At 67.7% G+C, this 9,659-nt stretch carries 12 protein-coding genes and 1 pseudogene; 5 read left to right on the top strand and 8 right to left on the bottom strand.

Annotation, left to right across the window (positions count from 1 at the left end; all coding sequences use genetic code 11):
* From ASC70_RS24325 to rpsL, 4 genes are all read right to left on the bottom strand, one after another.
* A partial coding sequence (locus ASC70_RS24325; RefSeq protein WP_199225306.1) for a GTP-binding protein occupies positions 1 to 98 on the bottom strand: 98 nt, incomplete at its 3' end.
* A 136-nt stretch (positions 99 to 234) separates the two neighbouring features.
* A complete protein-coding gene (fusA, locus tag ASC70_RS03915; RefSeq protein ID WP_056046628.1) occupies positions 235 to 2,313 on the bottom strand; it encodes an elongation factor G in 2,079 nt (692 codons plus the stop codon).
* A 116-nt stretch (positions 2,314 to 2,429) separates the two neighbouring features.
* Positions 2,430 to 2,903 (bottom strand): 30S ribosomal protein S7, encoded by a 474-nt coding sequence (rpsG, locus tag ASC70_RS03910; RefSeq protein WP_047403744.1) that lies wholly within the window; start codon positions 2,901 to 2,903, stop codon positions 2,430 to 2,432.
* Positions 2,904 to 2,914: 11 nt separating this feature from the next.
* Entirely contained in the window at positions 2,915 to 3,286 is a 372-nt protein-coding gene (gene rpsL / locus ASC70_RS03905) for a 30S ribosomal protein S12 (protein ID WP_004624021.1), read from the bottom strand.
* Between the two features lie 23 nt (positions 3,287 to 3,309).
* Between rpsL and ASC70_RS24775 the strand changes: the two are divergent.
* Both ASC70_RS24775 and ASC70_RS03900 read left to right on the top strand, forming a co-directional pair.
* Positions 3,310 to 3,572: pseudogene (locus ASC70_RS24775) on the top strand (hypothetical protein).
* A 159-nt stretch (positions 3,573 to 3,731) separates the two neighbouring features.
* The gene (locus ASC70_RS03900) at positions 3,732 to 4,493 is read left to right on the top strand and encodes a hypothetical protein (RefSeq protein ID WP_056046660.1); all 762 of its coding nucleotides are present in this window, start codon (positions 3,732 to 3,734) and stop codon (positions 4,491 to 4,493) included.
* A gap of 11 nt (positions 4,494 to 4,504) precedes the next feature.
* Here ASC70_RS03900 and ASC70_RS03895 read toward each other — a convergent pair whose 3' ends face one another.
* The gene (locus tag ASC70_RS03895) at positions 4,505 to 4,969 is read right to left on the bottom strand and encodes a DUF3237 domain-containing protein (RefSeq protein ID WP_056046626.1); all 465 of its coding nucleotides are present in this window, start codon (positions 4,967 to 4,969) and stop codon (positions 4,505 to 4,507) included.
* A gap of 38 nt (positions 4,970 to 5,007) precedes the next feature.
* Here ASC70_RS03895 and ASC70_RS03890 point away from each other — a divergent pair, with 38 nt between their 5' ends.
* Positions 5,008 to 5,937: a LysR substrate-binding domain-containing protein gene (locus ASC70_RS03890; protein WP_082539563.1), complete on the top strand. Its 930-nt coding sequence runs from the start codon at positions 5,008 to 5,010 to the stop codon at positions 5,935 to 5,937.
* On the opposite strand, the gene ASC70_RS03885 is transcribed toward ASC70_RS03890, so the two are convergent.
* Both ASC70_RS03885 and ASC70_RS24320 read right to left on the bottom strand, forming a co-directional pair.
* Entirely contained in the window at positions 5,934 to 7,730 is a 1,797-nt protein-coding gene (locus ASC70_RS03885) for a methyl-accepting chemotaxis protein (RefSeq protein ID WP_056046624.1), read from the bottom strand. The two genes, ASC70_RS03890 and ASC70_RS03885, sit on opposite strands and share 4 nt — an antisense overlap.
* A 127-nt stretch (positions 7,731 to 7,857) precedes the next feature.
* A complete protein-coding gene (locus ASC70_RS24320; protein WP_082539562.1) occupies positions 7,858 to 7,983 on the bottom strand; it encodes a hypothetical protein in 126 nt (41 codons plus the stop codon).
* 526 nt (positions 7,984 to 8,509) lie between these two features.
* Here ASC70_RS24320 and ASC70_RS03880 point away from each other — a divergent pair.
* Together ASC70_RS03880 and ASC70_RS03875 are read left to right on the top strand one after the other, a co-directional pair.
* Positions 8,510 to 8,731 (top strand): hypothetical protein, encoded by a 222-nt coding sequence (locus ASC70_RS03880; protein ID WP_056046622.1) that lies wholly within the window; start codon positions 8,510 to 8,512, stop codon positions 8,729 to 8,731.
* Entirely contained in the window at positions 8,728 to 8,913 is a 186-nt protein-coding gene (locus tag ASC70_RS03875) for a hypothetical protein (protein ID WP_047403734.1), read from the top strand. Before ASC70_RS03880 ends, ASC70_RS03875 begins: the two co-directional genes overlap by 4 nt.
* Positions 8,914 to 8,926: 13 nt before the next feature.
* Here ASC70_RS03875 and ASC70_RS03870 read toward each other — a convergent pair whose 3' ends face one another.
* Positions 8,927 to 9,628 (bottom strand): glutathione S-transferase, encoded by a 702-nt coding sequence (locus ASC70_RS03870; protein ID WP_056046621.1) that lies wholly within the window; start codon positions 9,626 to 9,628, stop codon positions 8,927 to 8,929.
* Positions 9,629 to 9,659: the final 31 nt, after the last annotated feature.

Genomic DNA, 9,659 nt, shown 5'->3' with positions numbered 1-9,659 from the left:
GTGATCGCGGCCGTCAGCGTCGTCTTGCCATGGTCAACGTGACCAATGGTGCCGATGTTGCAGTGCGGCTTGTTACGTTCGAACTTTTCCTTGGCCATCTTCTTAGCTCCAGGACCCCAGAACCCTACGAAAAACGGGGGGGCCTTTTATTGGTTGAACTTCTGGGGTGGTGCGGAGGGGGCTCGTGAAAGCCCCCTCCTGTTCTTCTCGTGTACGCTTTCCCGAGGGAAAAGCTTACGCGTACTTCTTGATCACTTCGTCGGCGACGTGTTGCGGCACCGGCTCGTAGTGATCGTAGACCATGCTGAACTGGGCGCGGCCCTGGGACATGCCCCGCAGCGTGTTCACATAGCCGAACATGTTGGCCAGCGGCACGAAGGCGTTCACCACCGTGGCGTTGCCGCGCATGTCTTGACCTTGGATCATGCCACGACGGCTGTTCAGGTCGCCGATGACCGAGCCCAGGTATTCTTCCGGCGTCACGACCTCGACCTTCATGATCGGCTCGAGCAGCTTCGGAGCGCCCTTTTCGCGCAGCTCCTTGAAGGCGGCGCGCGAGGCGATTTCGAAGGCCAGGACCGACGAGTCGACGTCGTGGTACTTGCCGTCCGTCAGGGTCGCCTTGAAGTCGATCAGCGGGAAGCCGGCCAGCAGGCCGTTGTCCTTGACCGATTCCAGGCCCTTCTGGACGCCCGGGATGTATTCCTTCGGCACGGCGCCGCCGACGATGGCGCTTTCGAACACGAAGCCCGAACCCGGCTCGCCCGGTTCGAAGGTGATCATGACGCGGGCGAACTGACCCGTACCGCCGGTCTGCTTCTTGTGGGTGTAGTCGATGTCGACCTTCTTACCCAGGCTTTCGCGATAGGCCACCTGCGGCGCGCCGATATTGGCTTCGACCTTGTAGGTCCGCTTCAGGATGTCGATCTTGATGTCCAGGTGCAGCTCGCCCATGCCCTTCAGGATCGTCTGGCCCGACTCGAAGTCGGTCGAGACGGTGAAGGACGGATCCTCGGCGGCCAGCTTCTGCAGGGCGACGCCCAGCTTTTCCTGGTCGGCCTTCGACTTGGGCTCGACGGCGATCTCGATGACCGGGGCCGGGAATTCCATGCGCTCCAGGATGACCGGCGACTTCAGGGGATCGCACAGGGTGTCACCGGTGCGGGTGTCCTTCAGGCCGGCCAGGGCGACGATGTCGCCGGCATAGGCTTCCTTGATGTCTTCGCGGTTGTTGGAGTGCATCAGCAGCATGCGGCCGACGCGCTCGCGCTTGTCGCGCGTGGCGTTCAGCAGGCCCATGCCGGTTTCCAGCTTGCCCGAATAGATGCGGCAGAAGGTCAGCGAACCGACGAAGGGGTCGTCCATGATCTTGAACGCCAGAACCGACAGCGGCTCTTCGTCCGAGGCGTGACGCACGACTTCTTCTTCGGTCTTGAAGTCGATGCCCTTGGTCGGCGGGATGTCCAGCGGCGACGGCAGGTAGTCGACGACGGCGTCCAGCAGCGTTTGCACGCCCTTGTTCTTGAAGGCCGAGCCACAGAGGATCGGATAGAAGGCGCCGGTCAGCACGGCCTTGCGGATGCACTTCTTGATGGTGGCTTCCGAGGGCTCCTCGCCGCCCAGATAGGCTTCCATCGCCTCGTCGTCCATTTCGACGGCGTTCTCGACCAGGTAGGCGCGGGCCTCGACGGCCTTGGCCATCAGGTCGGCCGGGATTTCTTCGTCGCGGAAGTTGGCGCCCAGGGCGTCGTTGTCCCAGATGACGGCCTTCATGCGGACCAGGTCCACGAGACCGCTCAGCGAGGTTTCCGAGCCGATCGGGAATTGGATCGGCACGGCCTTGGCGCCCAGGCGGTCACGGATCGATTCCACCGACTTGTCGAAGTCGGCGCCGATCTTGTCCATCTTGTTGACGAACACGATCCGCGGAACTTTGTACTTGTCGGCCTGACGCCAGACGGTCTCGGTCTGCGGCTCGACGCCGGCGTTGCCGTCCAGCACCGTCACGGCGCCGTCGAGCACGCGCAGGCTGCGTTCGACTTCGATGGTGAAGTCGACGTGCCCGGGGGTGTCGATGATGTTCAGGCGCTTTTCGCGCCAGTAAGCCGTCGTCGCGGCCGACGTGATCGTGATGCCGCGCTCTTGCTCCTGCTCCATCCAGTCCATAGTCGCGGCGCCGTCGTGGACTTCGCCGATCTTGTGCGACTTACCCGTGTAATACAGGATCCGCTCGGTCGTCGTCGTCTTGCCGGCGTCGATGTGCGCCATGATGCCGAAGTTACGGTAGTCTTCGATTTTATGCTGGCGGGCCATGATCAAGCTCTGCGTGGCTGCCCTACGCTCGGAGACGAGCGGCAGGGTCATTAAACGTGCGGCGCGGGCGGTTTATCGCAAACCGCCCGCGCCTGAAAGAGTGCTGGTAAGAAAGCTTACCAGCGGTAGTGCGAGAACGCCCGGTTGGCTTCGGCCATCTTGTGGGTGTCTTCGCGCTTCTTCACCGCGGTGCCGCGGTTGTTGGAGGCGTCGAGCAGCTCACCAGCCAGCTTTTCGGTCATGGTGTTCTCGCCGCGCTTGCGAGCGGCGGTCACCAGCCAACGGATGGCCAGGGCGCGGCGACGGTCCGGACGGACTTCCACGGGCACCTGATAGGTGGCGCCGCCGACGCGGCGCGACCGGACTTCGATCGCCGGGGCGACGTTGTCCAGGGCGGAGTGGAAGGTTTCCAGCGGACCTTGGTCCTTGCGCTTGGATTCCAGGATGTCGAAAGCACCGTAGATGATGTTTTCGGCGACGGCTTTTTTGCCCTCGTACATCACGTAGTTCATGAACTTCGTGACGATCAGATCCCCAAACTTGGGGTCCGGCAGGACTTGGCGTTTCTCGGCGCGACGGCGGCGGGACATTCTTCTTTTCCTTACTTCGGACGCTTGGCGCCGTAGAGCGAACGACGCTGCTTACGATCCTTGACACCTTGGGTGTCGAGGACGCCGCGCAGGATGTGATAACGGACGCCGGGCAAATCCTTGACGCGGCCGCCGCGGATGAGCACCACCGAGTGCTCCTGCAGGTTGTGACCTTCGCCCGGGATGTAGCACACGGCTTCGATGCCGGTGGTCAGACGGACCTTGGCGACCTTACGCAGAGCCGAGTTCGGCTTCTTCGGGGTCGTGGTGTAGACGCGCGTGCAGACGCCGCGGCGTTGGGGGCAGCCCTTCAGGGCCGGCACCTTGTTCCGCACCGGCTTCGGAGAGCGCGGCTTACGGATGAGCTGGTTAATGGTAGGCATTAAGTCTCTGCTCTGATGGAAGCGTGTGCCTTTCGGCCGGGGCGCTTCAGGTCCTTGTCTTTGTTGTTCTTGGTTCAAGGCTCCGCTTGGAGACCCGATAAACACGAAACTCGCCGGGGCGCGGAAAGCACACCGGCGGGTTCAGGCTCCCTTGGACCAAAAGCCCGCGAGAACGGTAGCTCATCAGGACGCACGCGAACGCACGCCTCGAAAAAGAGCGCGGTATGTACTCGCGAAGTCGCCCGGCGTCAATCGCCTGTTCCCGCGCCGGTTAACGCGGCCTTAACGACGCTATCACGGCCAAGATTTCGCCACCTCGGGCTGTGCAGCCTCGCCCCTGGATCGAGCGGCTTGTATGCGTCGCCAGCCTCGCCATGTGGGAGGGACGCGAGCTCGCCGCAAGCCGGGGCGCAAGTAGGATCGAGGACGGGTGACGGCGATCGCCATGCGAAGCACGGACAGGCGGAGACGGGCGACGATTCTCGCCGGCTCGCTGTTGCTGCACGTGGCGGTGCTGGCCTGGCTGGCTCTGCCCCAGCCGCCGCTGCTGCAACACGTCATCCCCGACGAGCTGCCGATCGTGACGGTGGACCTGCTGCGTCCCGAGCGGGCGGTGGAGCCCAAGCCCCGCGCCGCGCCGGCCTCGGCCGCAGCCCCCTCCCCGGTCCTGCCGTTCCAGGTCCGCCAGCCCGCGCGGCCCGTTCCCGTCGGGGTTCCGACCTTGACCGTTCCCGCCGCCGGCGTCGCCAGGCCGGGCACGGCGATCCGCCCCGCGCCCCTGCCTGGCGAGGGCGCCGGCGACCTGCGAACCGCCCTGCGCGGCAGCGCCACCGGCTGCGTCAGCGCCGACGCCGTCGGCCTCAACCGGCGCGAACGCGAGACGTGCGACGAGCGCTTCGGCGCGGCCAAGGCCAAGGGAGAACCGCTGTCGGGCATGGACGCCGCCAGGCGCCAGGCGCTCGACGCCCAGGCCGCCGCCCAGGAGGCCTACCGCCGTTACCAGGACGCGCCGATGGCTCCCGGCGTCGACCATCGCAGCCGCGAGCATCCTGGCACGATGAAGGAGATCCCCTTCGTCCTCGGCGCCGAACAGGACGGCCTCGGCCGCCCGCGCAAGTCGGTCGTCGATCAGATACGGCGCGAGAAGGACTCGGCCGACCGGGCGCGGAAGTTCCTGGAGCTACAGAAGAAGGCGGGGCAACAGTAGGGTCCGCGAGATCAAAGAATCTCGTGCACCTCGTAGCGCACGCTTCCGTCGGCGCGCCGCTCGCCAACGCCGATCGCCGCGATCCGATTGAGCCACTGGTAGGTGGCGGAGGCGGTTTCGAAGAACGGGGCCGTTCGCAGGTAGTACTCGGAAGGAGCGATCGTCTCGCCAGCGGCGACCCGCGCCATCACCTCGGCCGAGCTATGCCCGCGACCGCGATAGGTCATGATGACCTGGGCGCCGTCGTCGGTGTTCAGGACCAGGCGGACGTCCTGCTCGCGTGAACCATCCGCGCGGATCAGCAGAAGATCCGATCCCGCGAACGGCGAGACGCGGCCGCGCAGGCGCTCGCCGGCGAACGCTCCGCCGGCGACGGGAAACACGCGGCGCTCGCCGACGGGCGTCACACCCAGCTCCAGTGTGGGGTGCAGCGCGATGTCGAGCGTGAACAGGTGTCGAGATTTCAAAGGGGTCATGTCGGATCCAGCGAAAGGGAGCGGTCAGCCGATCTCGCATGGACCGCCGGACGGGCATAACGCGCGTTCTTTCGGCTTACTTTGAGCTGTGCTTAACTTACGGCGTGCAGCGACGATTGCCGCCTCTCGAATCGCTTCGCGTGCTCGAAGCCTGCGTGCGCACCGCCAGCTTCTCGCGGGCGGCGGCAGAGCTGGGCGTCACGCCAAGCGCGGTGAGCCTGCGCATCCGCGACCTCGAGGCTGAGTTGGGCGTGGCGCTCTTCCACCGCTCGGGCCCGCGCGTTTCGGCCACCGCCGCGGGACAGGCCTTGGCGGCGAGCCTAGGCGAGGCCCTGGCGCTGGTGCGCTCGGCCGTGGAAACCTGCGTCACCGAACCTCCCACGCTGCGCCTTAGCGCGCCGCCAACCTTCGCGGCGCGCTGGCTTGCTCCCCGCCTCGCGCGCTACCGCGACTTGCCTGGCGCGGTGTCGATCCAACTGGATGTCTCGGCCGAAGTGCGCGCGAGCCATGCGTTCGACCTGGCGATCCGGACGGGACTGGGCGACTGGCCGGGGCTCGACGCCGTGCGGCTCATGCCGATCGACGCGACGCCCATGCTGAGCCCGGGGCTCCTGGCGGACATGAAACTCGAACGGCCCGAACACTTGGCGGCGCTGCCGTTGCTGCCGCATGCGGATTGGCCTCGGTGGTTCGCCGAGGCGGGCGTCTCACCGCCGGCGCTCCGATTTGTGTCGACGGACTATCCGACACAGGAGCTGGATGCGTCGGCGGCGCTCGACGGCGCGGGCGTCGCCTTGCTTTCACCGACCCTTTTCGCGCCGCTCCTGGCCCAGGGCGCGCTCGTACGGCCCTTCGCCCGCGCCATCGAAGGGCCGGCGTCGCACTATCTTCTGTCGCATCCAGGCGAGGCTCGGACGGCGGTTTTGGACTTCGTCAAATGGCTGCGGGAGTGTCCGCTGCGCGCCTAAGCCGCCCGCCTCACGCCCGCGCTCGTCCCGCCCACCTTGAAGCGTTGGACCAGGTCCGCCAGGCTGCGCACCTCGTCCAGCAGCGACTGGCTGGAGGCCGCCGAGCGGCTGGCCATGGCCGTGGTGTGCTGCGTGCCCTGGTCCATCTGGTTGACGGCGATATTGACTTGGCTGAGGCCCGAGGACTGTTCCTGGGCCGAGGCGGCGATCTCGGTGATCACGGCGCTGATCGCGCCCACCTGGCCGGCGATGCGCTGCAGGGTCTCGCCCGCCGCGCCGACCAGCGACACGCCCGAGGCCACCTGGCGCTCGGAATCGCCGATGTGGACCTTGATCTCTTTGGCCGCGTCGGCCGAGCGCTGGGCCAGGGCCCGGACCTCTTGAGCCACGACCGCGAAGCCGCGGCCAGCGTCACCCGCCCGCGCGGCTTCGACGCCGGCGTTGAGGGCCAGAAGGTTGGTCTGGAAGGCGATCTCGTCGATGACGCCGATGATCTGGGCCACCTGGCGGGACGACGCCTCGATGCCGCCGATCGCCTCGACGGCCGAGGCGACGACCTCGCGCGAGCGGCCGGCTTCGGCCTGGGCGTCGCCGACAGCGCGGTGAGCCTCCTTGGCGCCCTCGGCCGTCCGGCGGACGGTGGCGGTGATTTCGTCGAGGGCGGCGGCGGTCTCTTCCAGGCTGGCGGCCTGGGCCTCGCTGCGGCGCGACAGCTCGTCGGCGGCCGTGGCGATGCCGCCGGCCCCGGAATTCAGGCCCGACACGGCCGAGACCACGGCGGACATCGCCCCTTCCAGGCGCTCGACGGCTTGGTTGAAATCGGCCCGCAGCCCTTCGTAGTCGGTGGCGAACGGCTCGGCGAGGCGCACGGTCAGGTCGCCGGCCGACAGTCGGTCCAGGCCCTCGGCCAAGCGGCGGACCACCACGGCCTGGTCGGCGGCGCGCCGGGCGCTGTCGGCCCCGGCCGCGTCGCGTTCGGCCTCGGAGGTCGCGCGTTGGGCGGCGGCCTCGGCGGCGATGCGGGTCTTCTCGAGAGCCTCGTCGCGGAAGCCGTGCACGGCGTCGGCCATCAAGCCGATGTCGTCGGCTCGGCCGGCGAACGGCAGGGTCACCGACAGGTCGCCGCGCATCACCCGGCTCATCGCGTCGCGCAAGGTCGCCAGCGGCGCCAGCTGGCGGCGGGCCGTCAGCACCGAGGCGCCCGCCCCCGCCGCGCCCAGCAGCACGCAGGCCAGGGCCAGCAGCGTCAGCTGGCGATACACCGGCTGGAAATAGTCGACCTGGGGCACGCCCACATAGAGCACGCCGATCACCTGGCCCGAGGCGTCCTTGATCGGGTCGTAGGCGACGAAGAACGGCCGGCCCAGGATCTTGGCCTCGCCGCGATAGGGCTCGCCTCGGCCCAGGACGGCGTCGTAGACGGGACCCTTGGCCAGGGCCGTGCCGACCGCGCGCGAGCCGTCGGTCTTGGTGACGTTGGTGGTGACCCGGGTGTCGCCTTGGAAGACGGTGGCGGTGCCGCCGACCAGGGCCTTGACCCGATCGACGCCGTCGAAGTCGCCGTTCAGCACGTGGTCGCCGACCATCAGCTTGTCGCCGTCCAGCCGGAACGCCTGGCCACGTTGGCCAATGACGTCCCAGGCCACCCGCATGCTGGACTCCTGCTGTCGCGTCGCCTCGCGGCGGGCGAAGTCCAGGGAGCTGTGCGCGACGATCGCCAGGACCGCCAGGGTCAGGACGAGGAAGGCGCAGGCGATGGTCAGGCTGACCTTGGTCGAGATGCTGGCGCGCATGGAGCCCTTTCGGGGACCGGATTGGGGAAAAGTCCAATCCTGCATGACGCGGATGGTTAAAGCGCTGGTGAATAACGGTGTTCGGAAGCCGACATAGCCACGCTTGCGACGTTAGGCCGCGGCGCTTCTAGGTTTTGGTGCCCCGCAGGGCGTCGGGATCGATCGGGCGCGGCTTGGAGGGCTGGCTACCGGTCGAGCGGGGATCGTTGAAGCCCTTGGGGCCGGAGGGGCGAGTGCCAGGATAGGTCTTCATGGGGTGGCCTTTCGTCGGACGCGCCGTTCCGCGGCGCTCGGTCTCCTTTGACGGGCGCGGCGGCTATTTCTTGCGCGGCGCCAGGGTTTGCGACAGCACCGAGGGCGCGGCGGCGATCACCTTGGGCTTGATCGTCTTGGGCTTGCGGACTTCACGATTGCCTTTGGACAAGGACGTTCCTTTCGAAGACGGCGACGGCCATGGCCGCGCCACGCGGGCCAAGCCGAAGACCGATGGATTTCAGGAAGGGGCGGGGCGCGCCTGAGCGTCCCGGCTCCGGGACTTTTGGACCTTCCGCAAAGGGCGGATTGATCCGATGGCGTGACTGAGCGCCTCGAGGAAAACCCTAGCACGGAAGCCGCGCGAGGCGGCGAAATGATTGCGATGCGGGGCAGCTATCGGCGTTCGAGCGCGCTATCATGACCACGCCACGGATCGCCCCGCGCCTTGCGGGATCGTTGGCCCGAAAGGACGTCATGTCCGCCCCCAGTATCCCGATCGGCCCGTTCGCGCGTTCGGCCCGTCGATGACGGCCTGGAGCGCCTTGCTGGCGGCCGTCGGCGTTCGCCAGATCTCGATGCGCGAGGTCCGCGCCGAGGCCTTCTTCCTCGGCAATCGCCACAAGGGCCAGATCGTGGAAGGGGCGCGCAAGGAGCTGCGCGCGCCCGGCATCGATCCCGACCGCGCGGCGCTGCTGCGCGCGGTCATCCGCACGGCGCCGGCCCACGCCGAAGGGCCGCCGTCATGACCGACGAAGAAGCCCAGGCCATGCGCCGCGAGAACGACTATCTCAAAACCCGGAACGCCCAGTTGCAGAGCGACGTCACCAGCCTCGGCGGTCAGGTCCTGCGGATGCAGCAGGAACTGGAGCGCCTGAGCGGCCGCCACACCGGCCGCACGTCCGACCCGCTGTCGGGCGGCCAGTCCTGAGGCTGGCGGCGACCTAGGCCTCCAACACCGCCCGCAGCGAGGCTTCGATCTGGCCGCCGCAATAGGCGTCGCCATAGTCCTCCCGCGCCCGGGCGGCCAGCTGGGCCAGCGAAGGCAGGGCCGAGACCCGTCGCGTCAGGGCCGCCGTCATCGGCGCGGCGGCCTCCAGGATCGTCGCGATCGGCGGGAAACGCTCGGCCATGGTCGACCACAGGGTGGCGGTCACCACGTCGGCGACGCCCGGCGCCTCACCGCCCAGAAGGAAGCCGGCCTCGGCCGTCAAGCCATGGCGACGCCCCGTCTCCTCCCAGAACGACATCCACTTCTCCAGGCGCGGGACGAACTCGCGCCAGCGCTCCTGCGTCCACATCTGGCGGCCGCCATCCAGGGTGAGCTCGTCGATCACGTCGTTGGCGTCGTTGACGACCTTCAGGGTCAGGGCGCGCAGGGCCGGCGTGGCCGGCAGGAGGTCCAGGGTCTCGCCAAGATAGAGGATGATGGCCGGCATCTGCGCGATCGCGACATCGGCCTCATGGTCGACCAACAGGGGCGGCCCCATGAACGGGACCGGCATCTCACGGACCGGCCCGCCCATCAATTTCGAGATCGCCGCGTCACCGCCTTCCGTCCAGCGCTTGCCGGCATGGGCCAGGACGGCGCGCACGAACTGGCCGCGAAACGGAACGGACCAGTAGTAGAGCGTGTAGTCGGACATGGCGGGGCTCCCAGACGGTCCCCCCACCAAC

Origin of the sequence: Caulobacter sp. Root343 (assembly GCF_001425745.1) — a bacterium.
Classification (GTDB): Bacteria; Pseudomonadota; Alphaproteobacteria; order Caulobacterales; family Caulobacteraceae; genus Caulobacter.
This window is presented reverse-complemented; position numbering and strand designations above follow the sequence as displayed.

Excerpts from the sequence above, each read along its gene's own strand:
- fusA (WP_056046628.1), bottom strand. The coding sequence starts at position 2,313 with ATGGCCCGCCAGCATAAAATCGAAGACTACCGTAACTTCGGCATCATG.
- rpsG (WP_047403744.1), bottom strand. The coding sequence starts at position 2,903 with ATGTCCCGCCGCCGTCGCGCCGAGAAACGCCAAGTCCTGCCGGACCCC.
- rpsL (WP_004624021.1), bottom strand. The coding sequence starts at position 3,286 with ATGCCTACCATTAACCAGCTCATCCGTAAGCCGCGCTCTCCGAAGCCG.
- ASC70_RS03900 (WP_056046660.1), top strand. The coding sequence starts at position 3,732 with ATGCGAAGCACGGACAGGCGGAGACGGGCGACGATTCTCGCCGGCTCG.
- ASC70_RS03895 (WP_056046626.1), bottom strand. The coding sequence starts at position 4,969 with ATGACCCCTTTGAAATCTCGACACCTGTTCACGCTCGACATCGCGCTG.
- ASC70_RS03890 (WP_082539563.1), top strand. The coding sequence starts at position 5,008 with ATGGACCGCCGGACGGGCATAACGCGCGTTCTTTCGGCTTACTTTGAG.
- ASC70_RS03885 (WP_056046624.1), bottom strand. The coding sequence starts at position 7,730 with ATGCGCGCCAGCATCTCGACCAAGGTCAGCCTGACCATCGCCTGCGCC.
- ASC70_RS24320 (WP_082539562.1), bottom strand. The coding sequence starts at position 7,983 with ATGAAGACCTATCCTGGCACTCGCCCCTCCGGCCCCAAGGGCTTCAAC.
- ASC70_RS03880 (WP_056046622.1), top strand. The coding sequence starts at position 8,510 with ATGACGGCCTGGAGCGCCTTGCTGGCGGCCGTCGGCGTTCGCCAGATC.
- ASC70_RS03875 (WP_047403734.1), top strand. The coding sequence starts at position 8,728 with ATGACCGACGAAGAAGCCCAGGCCATGCGCCGCGAGAACGACTATCTC.
- ASC70_RS03870 (WP_056046621.1), bottom strand. The coding sequence starts at position 9,628 with ATGTCCGACTACACGCTCTACTACTGGTCCGTTCCGTTTCGCGGCCAG.